Here is a 17,184-nt window from a genome sequence, read left to right as displayed (position 1 = left end):
AAACCTTATTACCGTAAATAGTAATTCCGTTATCGTAGAAAAAACGACACATAACAAACTAAATAACATGTGCATTTATCTTTAAACTATATTAATAGTACGAAAAAAGCTCAGAGTAAATTCGAGCTTGCTTTACCCCTCCAATTATGGAAGAAAATTAAGGGTTTTCCCCTATTTTAGGTGAAACATACCTTTACCAGTTTGCATATCTATTGGCAATGATGAATGTTCGTGTGTAATGATCCAAGACTCATTAACTTTTTTAAATCCATATGTAAAACGGTTTGTCATTTGACGAAGCTTCTCTCCAGTTTTTTCTTTGTAAGCAGCAAATGTAACAGCACAATGAACAAAAGCAACATTCGAATTTTCTTCTATCGTTAAGTCATCCAATTCTACTTTTAGTAACTCCCCGTCTTCACTTAAACCAGTAAACCACTCTATCACTTTTTCTCTCCATAAAGAAATGCCCTTACACTCCCAGTTTCCCCAGCAATCATAAATATGTATATTAGTAGCATAGATAGATAGGAATTTTTCTACATCTTTTTCATAAACGGCACATTTATAATTTTCAAGAACGTCCTGCACTTTACTACTACCAGTCTTCATAAAGTCATCTCCTCTATAAAAATAGTTCGGCTTTTTTGTTAAGCACTTTCAACTTTCAAACTCGATTACCTATGCTCCATGTTTTCAGAATTACTTAGAATCAACTGGTATGTAAATTAAAGTTACTCTTTGTCTTTCAACATCGAAATCGGGAGTCCTTCTTCTTCCTTATTCACTGTATTTCCATGGATTCTATGCCCCCATGCGAATACTCCATTCATATACTTTATTTTAAAATATACTCCCGGATCTCCTTCTATTTCATATTCTGCACCCAATCGATAGTCTTCCGGATTAAGCATATATGCTTTTGCCATCGTTATTTTACGTTCTAAGACCGCAAACTCGTTTATGATACCAAGTTGCTCAGCTTTTCGTGCTTTTTCCTTGAGCCTTCCTATCTCCTGATGTAATTCGTTCGTAGTCATTTGGCTATAACGCTTTTCCTGTTCCACTTGCGCTCCCCCTATAATTTCTATATAAAGTAAGAATAGCATTATTTTCAGTTTACAAAAAGAAAAAGAGGGATAAGATGCAAACGATATTAATTACTGGTGCAGGTTCAGGACTAGGAAAAGAGCTTGCCCTTGCTTATGCAGAGCTTGGCCATACCATTATTCTTACAGGAAGAAGGCTTGAGCCGTTACAAAAAGTGGCCACCCAAATAGCATTAAAACGTGGAAATGCCTATACATATCAATTAGATATCGCAAATCTAGAGAATGTAAAAAGGACAGTCAAGGAAATAATTAACAAACATAAGGTGTCATACTTGTTAAATAACGCTGGAGTTGGCTGCTTTGGCTCGCTGAGAGAATTAAATGAGGTAGATATTCAACATACTATCCAGACTAATATCCTTGGAACCATTTATTTAACAAAAACATTACTCGCTCATTTACTACAACAAGAGAATCCGAAAATAATGAATATCATTTCCACCGCTGGGCAAAAAGGAAAAGTGAATGAAAGCGTATATGTTGCTAGTAAATTCGCTATAAGAGGTTTTACAGAAAGCCTTCAAAAAGAACTAGAGGGTACAGTACACGTTACAGCTACCTATATGGGTGGAATGAACACCCCTTTCTGGGATGAAACGAATCATATTAAGGACAAAACTAGACTCCAGTCGTCTGCTGAAGTTGCCAAAAAAATTGTCGAAAGAGATGAAGAGCTATTTATCGAGTTATAATAACTAAAAGTTGTGATGTGACTCATCACAACTTTTCTCCTTCCTCTTCAAGCCACTTGTCAATTAACTCAATAGTAAAGCCTTTTCTGTAGAGAGCACCTTTCATTTTCATCATATATTCATAAGTTTCTAAACTTTTGTACTTTCGATGAAATTTCTCCGCTTGCTTTCCAATAGCTTCCCATTCTTCGGATGTATCCTGTTCGAGCTCAGCTTCTTCGATTGCCAGTTTTATAATAGAATAACTGTATCCTTTTCTGAGAAGTGCACTTTCCACTTTCTGAATCATAATTTTAAATGAATCCCGACTATACTTTGGAGCATACTTTATTACTAGCTTTACTGCATGCTCAACCTCCTTCTCCAGTGCATATTCCACTTCCAAAACTTCTGTTGCACATTCTTTATCCACACCTTTATCCAGTAGCTCTTGCTCTATAATCCCTCTTCCCTTTAAGGTTGTATTCACTTGTGTTCTTACATACGCAATCGCAAACTCTTTATCATTCAAGTAACTTTGTTCTTTAAGCTGCACAATAATTTCTTTGATGACAAATCCTTCGTATTCTTTTTCTTTTAGGTAATCCACCACTTCTTTTTCCGTTCTCATCCGAAAAGATAGATAGTGCACGGCTGCATTATATGCTTTATTAACCTGGTCAGAGAATAAGATTTCCTCAATGTCTAGCTCGTCAAGTTCTTTCCCTTTTGCAAGCTGATACTTTAATAGCGTTGATTCATAAACAGCGAAGGCATATTCTTCATCCAAAAAAATATTAAATCGTGCTTTGTTTTTTTGCTGTACTGTGATTTTTGTAATTTTACTCATTTCCAACACACTCCTATTCAAAAGCATATTAATTCGTATTAAAGGAAGGATTTTTAGGGAAAAGACTTAATATAGTAGGTAAGATAATTCTTGGGAGGATGATAAGCATGAAGATTGCCATTACTGGTGGTACTGGACTTATTGGTCAAGCTCTCACTGACCTTTTAATAGATAAAGGGCATTCTATCTATATATTAACTCGAAACAAATCGAATAAAAAGGAAAAAGCCGATGTCACATATGTAGAATGGTTACACGATTCGGCAAATCCAGAACTTGAATTGGAAGGCGTAGATGCTTTTATTAACCTTGCTGGTGAATCAATCAATAGTGGACGCTGGACGGAGGAACAAAAACGAAAAATTATCGAAAGCCGTCTTTCTTCCACCAAAGAAATTAACCGGATTTTCAGTGCCCTACAAACTAAACCGAAAGTACTTATTAATGCAAGCGCAGTCGGGTTCTATGGAACATCCGAAACAGAAACTTTCACAGAAGAACATACAACACCTGGCACAGATTTTCTAGCTTCCACCGTCTATGCATGGGAAAAAGAAGCTGAACATGCTGTACCAAAGGAAGTGCGTGTGGTGTTCACTCGTTTTGGTATTGTATTAGATAAAGATGAAGGGGCATTACCGAAAATGCTACTTCCTTATAAAATGTTCGTTGGTGGAAAAATAGGAACTGGCGAGCAATGGATGTCATGGGTTCATATTGACGATGTAGCAGGAGCTATTGTATTTTGTCTGGAAAATGACTCCATCGAAGGTTCCGTCAACGTAACTGCCCCGAATCCTAAAAAAATGAAGGAGTTTGGAAAGACCCTCGGGAATGTAATGGGACGACCTCATTGGTTCCCAACACCAGGATTTTTAATAAAAACAGCACTTGGAGAAATGAGTGTCCTTGTCTTAGAAGGGCAAAAAGTTCTTCCAAAAAAATTAGAGAATCATGGATACAAATTCCTTCATTCCAATCTTGAAGACGCTCTGTCCAAAATATTACAATCTAAGAAATAACTAAACACTAGGAGCGCTCTTATGAAACCGATTTTATTTAAAAATGCTACGGTGTTTCCCATTACTTCAGAACCAATGCTTCAAAGTGATGTGTTGGTGGACAAAGGAAAAATAGTCGCTATCGGACGGAACCAACCCTCCCTGGAGAATACACAAATAATTGAATGCAATGAGCAATACCTTTTTCCAGGTTTTATAGATGTTCATACCCACCTTGGCCTTTATGATGAAGGTACGGGTTGGGCCGGAAATGATGCAAATGAAACAATCGAACCGCTCACTCCCCATATTAGAGCGTTAGATGGTGTTCATCCACTTGATCAAGGCTTTCAAGATGCCATTCAATATGGTGTGACGACTGTTCATATTATGCCAGGCAGCGCAAATGTAATTGGGGGAACAACTTCTGTCATAAAAACTCATGGTGTCAGTATTTCAAAAATGATTGTCCAGGAAACTGCGGGACTCAAGATCGCCTTTGGCGAAAATCCGAAACGCATCCATAGTCAGGGAAATAAAGATTCTATTACAAGAATGGGGATAATGGGGATGCTTCGGGAAGCCTTCTATCAGGCAAAGCATTGTGATGAACCAGATAACCTACGTGTCAAGCCAATAGTGATGGCATTAGAACAAAAAATCCCGGTTCGTATTCATGCTCATCGTGCAGATGATATACTATCCGCCATACGGTTTGCTGAAGAATTCAATCTTCGCTTTACCATTGAGCATTGTACCGAAGGACATTTAATCGCTAATGAACTTGCTGGCCGTAACTTAAAAGTGTGTGTCGGACCGACAATGACGAGAAAATCAAAGATAGAACTGAAGAATAAAAGCTGGAAAACATATCAAGCCTTATCGGAAAAAGGCGTCGAAGTTTCCATCACAACGGATCATCCCTATACCCCTGTCCAGTACTTAAATATCTGTGCTGCACTTGCAGTCCGAGAAGGGCTAAATGAACAAAAAGCTCTCGAAGGCATCACCATTACCGCTGCAAAAAATCTCCATATAGCACATAGAGTCGGAAGTATTGAAACAGGTAAAGATGCCGACTTAGTCCTATGGTCACACCACCCTTTCCAATTCCTTGCAAAGCCAGTCATGACAATGGTTGACGGTGAAATAATTTACCAAAAAAATTAACAAAAAAACAGTATCTTTTTTAGAAAAAATCGAGTATGATACGAAGGTAAACAAAATTATTATACAACTAACAATTTGTTTTAATGTTAGGGAAGGCAAATGGTGCGCCACCAGTTTTACTGGTTCTAGTGGGTTCGATTCCCACCCCGAAATTTTTTGTAATTTAAAAAATTTCGAGGGTGGGCCTTTTTTCACGTACGTGACATTTCTGCCCTCAATTGGAGGGTTAGACATGCTCAAAAAACGTGATTTTTACGAATCTCAAACTCTTTATGAGTTAATGGTGCACCCAGAAGTCTTCCCTTTTGTGCGTCATAAAGCGTATTCTTACGATGAGTTTCTTTTCCTAACTAAGCAAACCATCGAATCAGAAGAACGTGGAGAATTGATTTCGCGAACCATTCTTGATGAGTGGGGCACTCCAATTGGAACAATCAATCTTTTTGACGTACAGGATGGAGCAGGGTTTTTAGGTACCTGGTTAGGCAAACCATATCATGGCAAAGGCTATAATCAACCTGCAAAGGATCATTTCTTTGAGGAACTCTTTTATGAATTGGATATTCAGTCCATCTTCATGCGCATTCGAAAAGTCAATATTCGTTCTACTAAAGCTGCCGAAAAGCTGCCATATGTAGTGTTTGCTAATGAAACTCGAAAAAGCCTCTTAGATGAAATTAATGATGGTGAAGATATCTACAATTTGTATGAAATCTCACGCGACCAATATACACTATATAAATTACGTACCGGACATGAAGTGCTGCATGAAGAGCATCAGTTGAAGGAAGCATAATAAGAAAAGCGTAAGCGCCTTATCAAGCCGTCTTAGAAGATTGGGATATCACCTTCTAAGACGGCTTGTTTTTTAACATCGAGAGCTAGACACTTCGCTGGTCCTATGGGGACTGTGTCTGAAAACTTGTCCTCTATTCACTAATCTTTCTTGTCCTGTGCGAAAATGCTGTGAGCTGGTGAATCCATAAGCAGCTATTTTAAAATCTGAAACGGGTTGTTGTGGATATTAATGTGGGAAAATATTACACCCGCTGAATTAATTGCACGTTTCGCTTAATAATTAAAATTCATTTTCATATCTTGTGATCACTTTTAAGGAAACAGACAAGCAGCCCCACACACTTACTAATCTTTATAAAAATCTCCTGATTAACTTTCCTTCTGGTTCGGTATATGGGCACTTAGCTTTTAGTATAATCTTCCACTAAGAAGTGCACACTAGAGCTAATCTAAGTTCCGGAGGTGGAATTTCAAATGAACGAGAAAAAACGCCGAGAAAAAACCAAGAGTTCCTTAAGTAAAACTCAAGCCGTTACATATTCGCGGGAATTTAGAATGGCAGACCGTGTTGGTGGATATACGGACAAGCCAAGATAATTTCAAACTGCCTCCATCCTTTGTGATGGAGGCAGTCTTTTTGTTCCTCCAACAACTTCCTGATATGAGAATTGTATGGTAGGCAATCCTATGAAGGAGGACTTCTTATAGTCCATCTTTTAATACTGGAGGCATGACTATGGGACGCTCTCGAGGACATCAATCAGGTGGTAAGAATAAAGCTTCACTTCCACAAGTGCCTAAGAATATGAAAAAACCTGCACATGCTGAGGAGTTTGCAAATGAGCAGCATGCAGATAATGAAATTTTAGAAGCACAAGCTCGTGCCTCTGCTGCAGGGATTACTCGAAACAGTAAAAAGGATACATTTAAATAAGTTTTCACGTGCGATCCATGAGGGTCGCACGTGTAACCTGATTTAAGACTTACAAGGATCGACAAATAAATATTTCATAGAAAAAAGCTCCCCTTATTGGAGAGCTAAAACTAATCATTGCACCGTAGCGGGATGCTGCTTTACCATTTTTCTATCTTTCCATTTGTTTTTAATAAACCTGATTGCGAATCGGTCTAATCCATAATATGTTGCTGCTGTACCTGCTGCAAGTAGTAGGATTGCCAACGTATATAAAATTGGGTTCGTGCTTATCGTTCCAGCAAGTAGGAAATTCAAGTTCATAAATGCCGCTGCAAGTAAGGCTGGAAGTGTTGCAAGTCCTACTATAAGTGCAATACCCACTAGCACTTCTCCCCATGGAATTAATATATTTATTAAATTAACATTTGGTAAAGCTACGTTTTCTAGAAATGCTGCATACCACCCTTGGACAGCCGGATGCGCTCCTTCCGCCTTAGCAATTGCACCATGTAAGAATCCTTCCGCATCGAAAGTTCCAATTTTAGGGAAACCAGCCTTCAGCCACTGAATACCTAACCATACCCTAAGAATCGTCCACAAAATAGCAATTTTCGGTCCACGTAACCATCTCATGTTATATTCCTCCTATCGGAATGAAAGTTTGTGAAGTTTTTCACAAGTGTGTTTAAAAAAAATGCTTAGCCGGCTAGACTGTTATTTAAGAAAGTTTGTGAAGTTTTTCACTTACTTTCTACCTTTAATATACATCATTTTTCCTAACCAAACAATAGCGTTCACAAAGTGTTCGCAATATTTTTTATTTTTTAAGGCTCTTTTCTTAATGATTGTTGTTAGTAACCCGTAAAAAGTCGGTTTCTGCACTTTTTACCTATATGTTACGTAAAATTTCCCCTGATACTTACCTAAATTGCAGGAAAAGAGCACGACGGTAACGTTTATTCCAAGTAATTAAAAAATTCGTGAAAGCAACAAAGTTTGCGAAAACTGCCTGTATTAAAAACGTACTGAAATTTAATAGTCTTTAAATTCAGTACGTTCCATTTTTTTAATCTCTATTCGTAATACTTATCCCTGTAAATCCATAAAATACACTTAATAGTGGGCTAGCTAAACAAAAAATGGCATATGGCAAGTAATCCAAAACTGGTACTCCCAGCACTCCTGCCATAAATACACCGCTAACACCATATGGAATTAATGGGTTGATGACTGTCCCCCCGTCTTCTAATACTCTTGCAAGGTTTTTGGATGCAATTCCTTTTGCTTCAAATTCTTTTTCAAAAGCTTGTCCAGTTAAGATAATCGACATGTATTGCTCACCAACAGTTATATTAACTCCAATTGCAGTTAAAACGGTGGCTAAAATAAGCCTTCCAGTCGAAACTAGCTTTGCTCGAATTGCGACAATAAGACGTTCCATGACTTTTAGTTGTTGAATCAATCCTCCCATACTTAATGTTAAGAGGACTAAAGAGACAGACCACATCATTTTTTGGATTCCTCCCTGTGTGAGGATGCCGTCAATTGCTTCATTCCCTGTCTGACCTATATATCCATTTTGCATAACATTCATAAGCTCCGATATACCTGTTCCTGGCTGTAAAACAAAACCTATTACAGCTCCAGACAAAATACCGATTAACATGACAAATATTGCTGGAATTCTTTTCATGGCTGCAAGGAACATTGCAATGGCTGGCAATATCGCCCACACACTTACCATTCCTGCTTCCTTCAAGGCGACAGGTAGCACATCTAAATGATCAATATCGCCTGTATTCCCTCCAAAACCAATAACACTAAATACGACTAGGCAGATAAGAGCTGCTGGAATCGTAGTCCATAACATGTGGCGAATATGGTCAAATAAGTCTACTTTACTAACAGCTGAAGCAATGTTGGTTGTATCAGAGAGTGGGGACATTTTATCTCCAAAAAACGCTCCGGAAATGATAGCCCCTGCTATGATTGCAGGATTAATTCCCAAACCTGCTCCCAATGCCATAAACGCGACCCCTATAGTAGCTGCCGTTGTAAAAGCACTTCCGATACATGTACCAATAATTGCAGTGATAATAAACACACTTGGTAAAAAAAATGATGCACTCATTATTTTACCACCATAATAAACAAGCGTTGGTATGGTACCAGAATACATCCAGATACCTATTAAAATACCGATTAAGATAAACAAGAATATCGGGATTAATCCTTCCTTTAGGCCATTTTTAAGACCATGTTCAATATAACTCCATGGATGTTTCTTCATCAGTGAAAAGGCTATTAAGATGACAATGCTAGCGAATATTGGACTATGAGGTTCGACTTTAAATACGAACAAAGATAAGGAAATAATAGTAATAATCGTAATTACCAAACCTAAGGCCTCTAGAACGCTTATTGGGGTGTTTTTATGTTGTATATGTTGTTCCATGCTGTTCCCTCCAACTTTATTTAAAAAAGATATTTAGATTATTGAAAAAGCAAAAAGCTTCTTCATCCCATCACACAAGGGACGAAGAAGCTCCGCGGTACCACCCTAATTAGCAAAAAATATTTGCTCACTCTACTAACAAGATAGCTACTAAAAAATGTACGGTATTTCATCAATTAATCTGCCTGGATTTTCACCCCTTCATCCAGTCTCTTGTTGCTGCATGAAAAATTGACTACTTAATACAAAGCTATCACTCTATTTATTTACTAAGCTCAACTCATCTCAGAAAGATAATACCAACACACTTAAACGCTTAAACGCTTTTAGGTATTAAAGTATTGTATTTAAATTAAACTATATTGCTAAATTTGTCAAGAAAAAATCCTCTTAAACAAAATTTAAGAGGAGGAGTTATTCGGTATTTTGATAATAAAGTTTGTTTTATTTTCATCTGATTCACAATAAATTTCGCCATTATGTTTTTCAATTAGCTTCTTACAAATATATAACCCAATCCCAGTTCCAAGATCCTTCGTAGTAAAAAATGGTTCAAATATGGCATGTAGATCCTCATCTTTTATTTTTGGACCATTGTTAGCAATAGTCAGTTCTGTAACAGCATCCACTTCCATACAATTAATGTCAATGGTTTTTTGTCCATTTTTCAGCTGCTGCAAAGCATCTATGGAGTTAATTATCAAGTTTAAGCAAACCTGTCGTAACTCATCTTTATTCCCATGAATTGTGACAGATGGATCGATACTCAAATGAATCACTACATCCCCATCTAAAAGACTAGGATATAAAAACTCTACTAATTCCTGCAAAAGAAAGGATATATTAATAGTTTCCCGCTTGCTCTCTATAATGTCTTTTCGAGAAACATGCAAAAATTGAGATATTCTATAGTTTAATTGTTCAAGTTCATGACTCATTATTTCTAGATAAGCGTGATCAGGTTGCTCATGCTGTAGTAGCTTGGTGAATCCAATAACAGAGGTGAGGGGGTTTCGAAATTCATGAACAAAACTTGAACTCATTTGGCCTAATATGGTAAGACGTTCTTTATGTGTTTGGTTAATGTACAACTCTTTTTCTTCTAATTTTTTTTCTTTTATTTCCGTATACTTCCTAACAGCAAGATAAATTACTTTGTCAAAAAGTGCATTGATTTCTTGAAGCTTTTCTAATGAAATGCCTGAGTTCCATATCCAATAGACAATTTCACTTCTCCCAATATTTACGTTATAAACAAAATCACTAATGTTCACAGTGGCCTCAACTCGTTCATGTGCAAGCTTGTTCGCTAACATAACAATTTCTTCTTCCTTGAGAGGACTCTTAAGTATTCTTAGTACAAGCTCATACATTTTCTTTCCATTTTCGACTATTTCATCTTTGTATATATCATTATCAGAAACAATACACTTTTTTTCCCATATTTGAATAAATCGCTCATAATTCTCTTCTAAAAAACTGATGAGTTTTTCAGTTGTACCCATTTCCCCCTGCCACCTTCTACTATAATTTAGGTTTGCAAATTAGCTATTTAAATTAATACCATACAATTATAGGAATATTTTAGCATACACTTTTAATAGGTAATAGCTACTATATTTCTTTTGAAGAAATTGGTAGAAATAATTTTATTCCTTTTTTATTATTTGGAATCAGCTTCATATCCAGTAACAAATGGCTACAGTAAGCAATAAAACATGTATAAAAAACCCCAGGAATATGCAGGGATTTTTGTAGCTCCAATCCAATATATCCAAAAAAGATGACTCCTATTATAGAGTGGGTATAACTACGATGGGACACGAAAGAAGCAAGGATTGTGTAGATACCAAAGAGTAGCATCCAGAGCTCTCCAAGAGAAACTCCTCCTAATACCACACCTACACCTGTGATGGTAAGCATATGTTTTTGCTTAATACGTGAGGAAATAACAATCATTAATGCTCCAATCCCAACACCTCGAATTTTTTCATCCAAAGTACCTTCATAAAGACTATAAATGATGATCATGATCCCAATAATTTGTGCAATCGATTTTGTTGCCTTATGAGACAATGTTATTCTTCCTCTTAGCGTCCCATCTATATCTAAGTCAGGAACAAGTCCTGCGACGGCCCCTAATCCTACTAAAATCATAGTTGTAGTTGGTGTGGCTTGTACATAATTTGCCACAATAAATCCACTAGCAGCTCCACAGGCTACATGTGCTGTACCATTCATGTTTGTATCACCTCAGAAGTAGATTAATTAAATTCATTTTTTTACTCATAAAAAGATGGTGTTTATCCATTCATTGTAAAAGAAAACATTCGTTCTAGTTAGGGACAAAAGTCACAAAAAAAGACTCCCCACATCAAAAGGAAGTGAAAAGTCTCATTTACCATCTAATTTTTTCGTAAAATATTGAACAAGCTCAGGATGCAGCTTATATTCTTGTTTCCCCTTCTCACTTATTGTATAAGTTCCACGCCTAATGCGCTCAAACCACCTGTAATAGTTTTTGGTCAGAATGGACGAAGTTTTCTCACCTGTTCCCAAATCTTTTAATGCCTTTGGTGAGAGCTCTCCGAATTTATCCAGATAACACGCAATCTGCACACAGTTTTCTTTATAGGCAGTCATTATTTTCGCACGGCTGCTTCCTCCTATATTTAAATCAGAGCTGCGCCCATTTATTTCTTTAAGTAGGGCCTCACGCTTTCTTTTATTCTGTTGCATGCTGCGGGCTCTGTCAAAAGGAATGGGATCGAATATCACTTCTGTTTTTTTTCTTTTTCCACTAAATGAAACCACAATCAGTCCTAGCTCTAGTCGTTTCACAAGGTGGCATAAATCGTGCCAACGTTTTGAACGTCTACTAAAAGATGGCTTTGGTATTGCAATATAGACGAGGTCGGTCAACTTTTGTCTTTTGGTTGCTTGAATAAGAAGCTGAACATTCAAAGTAAGCTTTAATTCCACCACGACAAGAATATCCCCTCTAATCATCGCCATATCACAATCATTTACTTCTCCATACACCTCATAGCCCTCTTTTATAAAAAACGATTGAATCGGCTTATATAAATCCATTTCAAATATTTTTGCTTGCATTCTAGTTACACCAACCTTCCCTAAATCGAAAGAATCTCCCGAATATCCTCCTCTGTTAAATTGGCTACATCTTTCTCATCAGGGTCAATAATCTCCTCAATCAAATGTTTCTTTTTGTCCTGTAATTCATTCATTTTTTCTTCCACCGTTCCTCTTGAAACAAGTCGGATCACTTCTACTTTATTTTTTTGACCCATCCTGTGTGCTCTGTCTGTTGCTTGTTCCTCCACAGCTGGGTTCCACCAGAGGTCGTAAAGAATTACAGTATCCGCCCCTGCTAGGTTCAAACCTGTCCCTCCGGCTTTTAATGAAATTAAGAAAAAATCATGCTCTCCCGCATTGAACCTCTCACACAGCTCTACCCTCTCCTCTGATGGCGTTTTTCCATCTAAATAAAAGAATGGCAACCCCTGAAAGGTGAGCTCCCTTCCTATAAGCTCTAGCATTTTCGTAAATTGTGAGAATATTAATACACGTCTTCCAGAGCTTCTAGCCTCATCTATGAGTTGGAGGAGCAATTCAAATTTAGCAGATTTTCCTTTATATCCATTTACAAAAAGAGTAGGATGGCAGCAGATTTGTCTCAGTCGGGTAATTCCTGCTAAAATCCTGATTTTATTTTTTCTTAGCGTGTCTTTATTAAGATGCTTTAACGTATCATGTCTGAGTTTGGCAAGATAGGCAGCATACAGTTTTTTCTGTTCAGGTAAAAGCTCCACTGTTTCAAGACTTTCTTGTTTCTCAGGCAGTTCAGCCAAAACATCTTTTTTCATTCTTCTAAGCATAAACGGTCTTATTCTTCTCGCAATTGTTTTCTTTTGTAAAAAGCTGTATTCTCTCAATCCCATAAATAGCTCTGGGAAAACAATATGAAAAATAGACCAGAGTTCTTCAAGCGCATTTTCCACCGGAGTACCGGTCAAGGCAAACTTATGGTCTGCAGTTATCCGTTTTACTGTGCGAGCTGTTTGAGTAAGCGGATTTTTAAATGCTTGGGCCTCATCAAAGAAAACAGTGTGAAAAATTTTGGTTGTATAAAGATGTATATCTCTTCTCATAGCTGGATAAGAAGTGATCAGCACATCCACCGTTCTCCAGCTTTGCAACAATTGTTCCCGTTCCTTCCGTGAACCACCAACTACACATGCATGAATATTTGGGGTAAATTTCTTTAACTCACTTAGCCAATTATAGGTTAATGAAGTTGGACAAACAATGAGGACTGGACTTTGCTGATGGCGAATCTCCTCCAGTTCTGATTCCATGTAAGCGATGCTTTGAAGGGTTTTTCCTAATCCCATATCATCTGCAAGTATACCTCCAAAACCAAAATGCGCCATTGACTTTAACCACCTGAAGCCCTGCTTTTGGTAGTCCCGGAGTACCTTTTCTAAATTCTTCGGGATTGGATATTTTTCCTGGCTAGGATTCTTGATATCTTCTAGAAACTTCTGAAAAGATGTTTCTAAGGAAAACACATCATCCCCACCAAACGAATCAATGAACCTAAAGCCATCTACAATTGGCATATTTAGCCCATGTTCTAAATCCTCCACCTGAACTGGGGCTTCTTTTAAAAATCTTTGAATCTCTTCAAACTCTCTCGTTTCTAAGGAAAATAGAGTTCCATTTCGTAGTCGAAAATAACGTTTCTTTTCCTCTAGCGCCGCTAGTAGTTCACGAATGTCAGCTTCTGAAACGCCTTCTAGTTTAAAGGTGAATTCTAACCAATTAGTCCTTTCTTTTTTAACCCGTACACTAATTAATGGCTTAGGATTTTCTCTAAAGATTCTGTTCCTGACAGCTGTTGTCGCATAAGTTTGGACAAATTTTTCAAGTTTTGGCATTATGTGATACAAGAAATGATATTCTAATTCCTCATTATGTAGATAATATCCCTCTTCGGATTTTGCAAATCTACTTTCCTCCATTAAATCTAGTATCAACTGTTCTTTTTCTCGATCCCTAATGACTATAGAGCTTGTACCTGCGCGTAAATCAAGAGGATTGAAAATAATATGATCATACGTAAACTCTATTGATGCCAAAAGTCGGTTTTTCACCCTGTCTAAATATAATTTTGCCACCAAGGGGGTTTTCGAGAACAGCCCGGTTACAGACTCATCCAGTGTGACCTTACCTAGTCTTCTTAAGCCGGGTACTACTTTATCAAGGAAAAGCGCAACTTGATTTTCTGATATTGGGATGTGATTTGTACTGGATGCCTTTAACAATCGCTTGAGCTCTGCCAATCGCTTACAATCATCACCATCGACAAACACTATCTGTCCACCTGTAAACACAGCTTGATAAGAGGGGAATATGACCATCTTCTCTAGACCTTCTACTTGTAGGGTATATTCTACTTTCTGTACTTTTGAAAAATAGAATTCTAATGACAAAGAGTCAATTGAAAGTTTAAATGGATGTCCATCGATGGTTGCATTCTCCACGCAAGATAAACATGTCAGTAGCTTTTGAGAATGGGTTGCCGAAATGGGTAGTTGTTCTTCATTAACATTCACTACTCCTGCGTACAACTTTTCATTTAACAAAATAGTAATTAGCTCGGTAATTATGTCATGATCTTCTATTTTGAAGCATTGATTAGTTGCATCAAATAGTTCATGAGAAGAATTCGAATGGATAGACAAAAGGAATTTTCGTATCTGTTTAACCGCAGTTCCGTTGATGAATAACTCTATCGCCAGTGAATGGTTTCCATCTCTCTGCTCGATTATTTTACACGCAAACTCCGCTTTTACTACCTCTCTCTTTTCAAAATGACGCTGCTGAAAAGATTGTTGGGATTCTCTATTGAACAGACGGAATACTCCCTCTGATAATTCTGTAGCTGATTCCTGTTCTAAAATAGTAAAAAGTACTGCTGCTATATGCTGACAATCATGTTTAACAGACGCCAGTTTTGGACAGCTACATGAAGCTTGAAAGCCCCCTTTTGTTTCTTTTCGGATGACCACGTCAAAATTTTCCGTACCAGCTACGATTGCTTCGCACTTATCATCTGTATATGATAGGATTTCCACCCTTTTATCCCTGTGAAATCGTTCTCCCTTTTTAAAAGAAACAGACCCACACCGATCTTTAATTATTTTTTGTGTTACATGGATGTTCAATGGGTCCGCCCCTTTCACAAAGTAACCTTTACTCTCATTTTATCATAGTTAATCAAATGAAGTTTTAGCATATCCACCTCACTTTTAGCTATAGTTATCCCCCTCCAGTAAAATCCATACATTTTCTCACAATTGCTGAACTAGCTAGGTAAATTCTGTCCGCAACACCTTTGCCATCTTTCTAACATAGGCTGTAATACTATACACCATAGATTTTTTAGCTTTTGGAAAGGAGATTGGGTTTGATGGAATTAACAGCTGCACATTGGATGTATTTAGTCGGAACCTTGGTTATTATTTTCACCATGCTTTTTAGGCAGAACGTCGTTGTTCCAGCCTTATTGGTTACATTTTTAGTTGGGTGGATTTTTAATGGTTCGTTTATTTTTGGGCTTCAAACAATATTTAATGCGAGTTTGGTCGCAGCGGGGGAACTATTTAACATCTTTCTTATCATCGCTATCATGACAGCACTCCTACATTCCTTGAAATCTCTTGGGACAGATGAACAAATGATAACCCCTTTTCAACGGGTAATGAAAAACGGTCACATTTCTTTTTGGGTAATTGTTTTTGTCACATATGCCATTTCTTTGTTCTTCTGGCCAACTCCAGCTGTTCCGCTCGTCGGGGCACTTCTCATTCCAGTGGCAGTCAGAACTGGCCTTCCTCCAATTGGTGCAGCCATTGCAATTTCTCTTGCTGGTCAAGGTATGGCCTTATCCTCTGACTATATTATCCAAATAGCACCATCATTAACTGCAACAGCAGCGGGTGTCGACATCGGAACAGTTGCAGATAGAGGATTTGTATTATCCCTCATTACTGGCTTTGTTGCCATCACTTTGGCATACCTTTCCATTCGCAAGTTAATCTCACGTCCTTCTGCTCAACACTTAACAGCCTGGAATAACAGTGATTCGACAGAAAATGCTGCTAATATCAACGATACACCTGTACAAAGAAGCAAGTACAGCTCACTCTTTGCCATTCTTGTACCTGGGACATTTCTTATCATTATCATCTATATGGTGCTTACAAAATTTTCCGATGTACTTTCATCGTTTGAAGGTGGAGCTGGAGCTGCCCTTATTGGTGGGGCATCGGTTATCTTACTTATTGCAGCCTCTCTTTTCAAGAACGCACGAAACTCCCTTCAGAATGTAAGCGATAATATCGTAAAAGGATTTGTATTTGCTTTTAAAGCGATGGGACCCGTTATCCCAATAGCAGGCTTCTTTTTTCTTGGTAGTGGTGAACTTGCTGCAAACATCTTTGGATCAGAAGCAGGAGAAACTCCTTCCTTCCTCTTTGACCTAATTTTAGCAGGACAGTCTTATATTCCTGAAAGTGCTTTTATTGCAGGCTTCGGAATATTATTAATTGGAATGATTACAGGATTGGATGGCTCTGGTTTTTCAGGTTTACCATTGGTTGGTGCTCTTTCAGGTGCCTTAGGTGATAGCGTGGGAGTTGAAAGCGCAACTCTTGCTGCTATTGGTCAAATGGGTGCTGTGTGGGTCGGAGGAGGAACTCTAATCGCTTGGTCTTCTCTTGTTGCTGTCGCTGGTTTTGCTAAAGTTCCAGTAATGGAACTTGTTCGAAGAAGTTTTGTGCCTGTTATAGTTGGCTTAATTGTTGCGACTATTTTTGGATTGTGGCTATTTTAGAAAAAACGTTAAATCCTCATTCCACATTTTTAAAAAAGAGGCTGGGACAAAACTAAAGAACACAAACAAAAAGACGAACAGTATAATGGCCGACAATAAATACCGCTATTGATTTCCGTGCAAGACTTCGCTTTCCGCGGGTGACCCGCGAGCCTCCTCGGCTTCGCCTGCGGGGTCTCACATTGGCCACTTATCCTGCAGGAATCTACGTCTTGCCCTCCAATCAACCGCTAGTGTAATCTAAAAAATAAAAGCATATTTTTATACTAAAAAACCGAACATATTTGATC

Annotated in this window: 16 protein-coding genes; 7 read left to right on the top strand and 9 right to left on the bottom strand. The window is 37.8% G+C overall.

Annotation, left to right across the window (positions count from 1 at the left end):
* Nucleotides 1-171 precede the first annotated feature (171 nt).
* Both LRP81_RS18900 and LRP81_RS18895 read right to left on the bottom strand, forming a co-directional pair.
* Entirely contained in the window at nucleotides 172-612 is a 441-nt protein-coding gene (locus tag LRP81_RS18900) for a YybH family protein (RefSeq protein WP_230504040.1), read from the bottom strand.
* A gap of 122 nt (nucleotides 613-734) precedes the next feature.
* Entirely contained in the window at nucleotides 735-1,067 is a 333-nt protein-coding gene (locus tag LRP81_RS18895) for a YfhH family protein (protein ID WP_399208110.1), read from the bottom strand.
* Nucleotides 1,068-1,144: 77 nt separating this feature from the next.
* Here LRP81_RS18895 and LRP81_RS18890 point away from each other — a divergent pair, with 77 nt between their 5' ends.
* Nucleotides 1,145-1,804, top strand: coding sequence for an SDR family NAD(P)-dependent oxidoreductase (locus LRP81_RS18890; RefSeq protein ID WP_230504036.1), 660 nt, complete (start codon nucleotides 1,145-1,147; stop codon nucleotides 1,802-1,804).
* 25 nt (nucleotides 1,805-1,829) lie between these two features.
* On the opposite strand, the gene recX is transcribed toward LRP81_RS18890, so the two are convergent.
* Nucleotides 1,830-2,633 carry a recombination regulator RecX gene (gene recX / locus LRP81_RS18885; RefSeq protein ID WP_230504034.1) on the bottom strand — a complete coding sequence of 268 codons (804 nt, stop codon included), beginning with the start codon at nucleotides 2,631-2,633 and terminating at the stop codon, nucleotides 1,830-1,832.
* Between the two features lie 107 nt (nucleotides 2,634-2,740).
* On the opposite strand from recX, the gene LRP81_RS18880 reads away from it, so the two are divergent.
* The 5 genes from LRP81_RS18880 (at nucleotide 2,741) to LRP81_RS18860 (ending at nucleotide 6,536) form a co-directional block, all read left to right on the top strand.
* Nucleotides 2,741-3,655, top strand: coding sequence for a TIGR01777 family oxidoreductase (locus LRP81_RS18880; protein WP_230504033.1), 915 nt, complete (start codon nucleotides 2,741-2,743; stop codon nucleotides 3,653-3,655).
* A gap of 21 nt (nucleotides 3,656-3,676) precedes the next feature.
* Nucleotides 3,677-4,804, top strand: coding sequence for an amidohydrolase (locus tag LRP81_RS18875; protein ID WP_230504030.1), 1,128 nt, complete (start codon nucleotides 3,677-3,679; stop codon nucleotides 4,802-4,804).
* 232 nt (nucleotides 4,805-5,036) lie between these two features.
* Nucleotides 5,037-5,600, top strand: a complete 564-nt coding sequence (locus LRP81_RS18870) for a GNAT family N-acetyltransferase (protein WP_230504028.1) — start codon at nucleotides 5,037-5,039, stop codon at nucleotides 5,598-5,600.
* A gap of 476 nt (nucleotides 5,601-6,076) precedes the next feature.
* A complete protein-coding gene (locus LRP81_RS18865) occupies nucleotides 6,077-6,199 on the top strand; it encodes a YfhE family protein (protein ID WP_230504026.1) in 123 nt (40 codons plus the stop codon).
* Nucleotides 6,200-6,338: 139 nt separating this feature from the next.
* Nucleotides 6,339-6,536 carry a YfhD family protein gene (locus tag LRP81_RS18860; protein WP_230504024.1) on the top strand — a complete coding sequence of 66 codons (198 nt, stop codon included), beginning with the start codon at nucleotides 6,339-6,341 and terminating at the stop codon, nucleotides 6,534-6,536.
* 114 nt (nucleotides 6,537-6,650) lie between these two features.
* Here the strand turns inward: LRP81_RS18860 and LRP81_RS18855 are convergent, their stop codons facing one another.
* From LRP81_RS18855 to LRP81_RS18830, 6 genes are all read right to left on the bottom strand, one after another.
* Nucleotides 6,651-7,151, bottom strand: a complete 501-nt coding sequence (locus LRP81_RS18855; protein ID WP_230504023.1) for a DoxX family membrane protein — start codon at nucleotides 7,149-7,151, stop codon at nucleotides 6,651-6,653.
* A gap of 433 nt (nucleotides 7,152-7,584) precedes the next feature.
* Nucleotides 7,585-8,973 carry a Na+/H+ antiporter NhaC gene (gene nhaC, locus LRP81_RS18850; protein WP_230504021.1) on the bottom strand — a complete coding sequence of 463 codons (1,389 nt, stop codon included), beginning with the start codon at nucleotides 8,971-8,973 and terminating at the stop codon, nucleotides 7,585-7,587.
* Between the two features lie 401 nt (nucleotides 8,974-9,374).
* Nucleotides 9,375-10,478 (bottom strand): sensor histidine kinase, encoded by a 1,104-nt coding sequence (locus LRP81_RS18845; RefSeq protein WP_230504019.1) that lies wholly within the window; start codon nucleotides 10,476-10,478, stop codon nucleotides 9,375-9,377.
* 109 nt (nucleotides 10,479-10,587) lie between these two features.
* Nucleotides 10,588-11,214, bottom strand: coding sequence for a metal-dependent hydrolase (locus LRP81_RS18840; RefSeq protein WP_230504017.1), 627 nt, complete (start codon nucleotides 11,212-11,214; stop codon nucleotides 10,588-10,590).
* A gap of 153 nt (nucleotides 11,215-11,367) precedes the next feature.
* On the bottom strand, nucleotides 11,368-12,087 hold the full coding sequence (locus tag LRP81_RS18835; protein WP_230504015.1) for a DUF2161 domain-containing phosphodiesterase: 720 nt from the start codon (nucleotides 12,085-12,087) through the stop codon (nucleotides 11,368-11,370).
* Between the two features lie 20 nt (nucleotides 12,088-12,107).
* Nucleotides 12,108-15,224 carry a DEAD/DEAH box helicase gene (locus LRP81_RS18830; RefSeq protein ID WP_230504013.1) on the bottom strand — a complete coding sequence of 1,039 codons (3,117 nt, stop codon included), beginning with the start codon at nucleotides 15,222-15,224 and terminating at the stop codon, nucleotides 12,108-12,110.
* 245 nt (nucleotides 15,225-15,469) lie between these two features.
* Here LRP81_RS18830 and LRP81_RS18825 point away from each other — a divergent pair, with 245 nt between their 5' ends.
* Nucleotides 15,470-16,894 (top strand): hypothetical protein, encoded by a 1,425-nt coding sequence (locus LRP81_RS18825; protein ID WP_230504011.1) that lies wholly within the window; start codon nucleotides 15,470-15,472, stop codon nucleotides 16,892-16,894.
* Nucleotides 16,895-17,184 lie beyond the last annotated feature (290 nt).

The sequence above is a fragment of the Sutcliffiella rhizosphaerae genome, from assembly GCF_917563925.1.
Lineage (GTDB): Bacteria > Bacillota > Bacilli > Bacillales > Bacillaceae_I > Sutcliffiella_A > Sutcliffiella_A rhizosphaerae.
Note: the sequence above shows the minus strand (reverse complement) of the source record. Positions and strands in the feature narration are given on the sequence as shown.

Bases quoted from the DNA above. Each gene is read 5' to 3' on its own strand.
- nhaC (WP_230504021.1), bottom strand. From the start codon at position 8,973: ATGGAACAACATATACAACATAAAAACACCCCAATAAGCGTTCTAGAG.
- LRP81_RS18875 (WP_230504030.1), top strand. From the start codon at position 3,677: ATGAAACCGATTTTATTTAAAAATGCTACGGTGTTTCCCATTACTTCA.
- LRP81_RS18825 (WP_230504011.1), top strand. From the start codon at position 15,470: ATGGAATTAACAGCTGCACATTGGATGTATTTAGTCGGAACCTTGGTT.
- LRP81_RS18855 (WP_230504023.1), bottom strand. From the start codon at position 7,151: ATGAGATGGTTACGTGGACCGAAAATTGCTATTTTGTGGACGATTCTT.
- LRP81_RS18860 (WP_230504024.1), top strand. From the start codon at position 6,339: ATGGGACGCTCTCGAGGACATCAATCAGGTGGTAAGAATAAAGCTTCA.
- LRP81_RS18890 (WP_230504036.1), top strand. From the start codon at position 1,145: ATGCAAACGATATTAATTACTGGTGCAGGTTCAGGACTAGGAAAAGAG.
- LRP81_RS18840 (WP_230504017.1), bottom strand. From the start codon at position 11,214: ATGAATGGTACAGCACATGTAGCCTGTGGAGCTGCTAGTGGATTTATT.
- recX (WP_230504034.1), bottom strand. From the start codon at position 2,633: ATGAGTAAAATTACAAAAATCACAGTACAGCAAAAAAACAAAGCACGA.
- LRP81_RS18865 (WP_230504026.1), top strand. From the start codon at position 6,077: ATGAACGAGAAAAAACGCCGAGAAAAAACCAAGAGTTCCTTAAGTAAA.
- LRP81_RS18880 (WP_230504033.1), top strand. From the start codon at position 2,741: ATGAAGATTGCCATTACTGGTGGTACTGGACTTATTGGTCAAGCTCTC.
- LRP81_RS18845 (WP_230504019.1), bottom strand. From the start codon at position 10,478: ATGGGTACAACTGAAAAACTCATCAGTTTTTTAGAAGAGAATTATGAG.
- LRP81_RS18835 (WP_230504015.1), bottom strand. From the start codon at position 12,087: ATGCAAGCAAAAATATTTGAAATGGATTTATATAAGCCGATTCAATCG.
- LRP81_RS18900 (WP_230504040.1), bottom strand. From the start codon at position 612: ATGAAGACTGGTAGTAGTAAAGTGCAGGACGTTCTTGAAAATTATAAA.
- LRP81_RS18870 (WP_230504028.1), top strand. From the start codon at position 5,037: ATGCTCAAAAAACGTGATTTTTACGAATCTCAAACTCTTTATGAGTTA.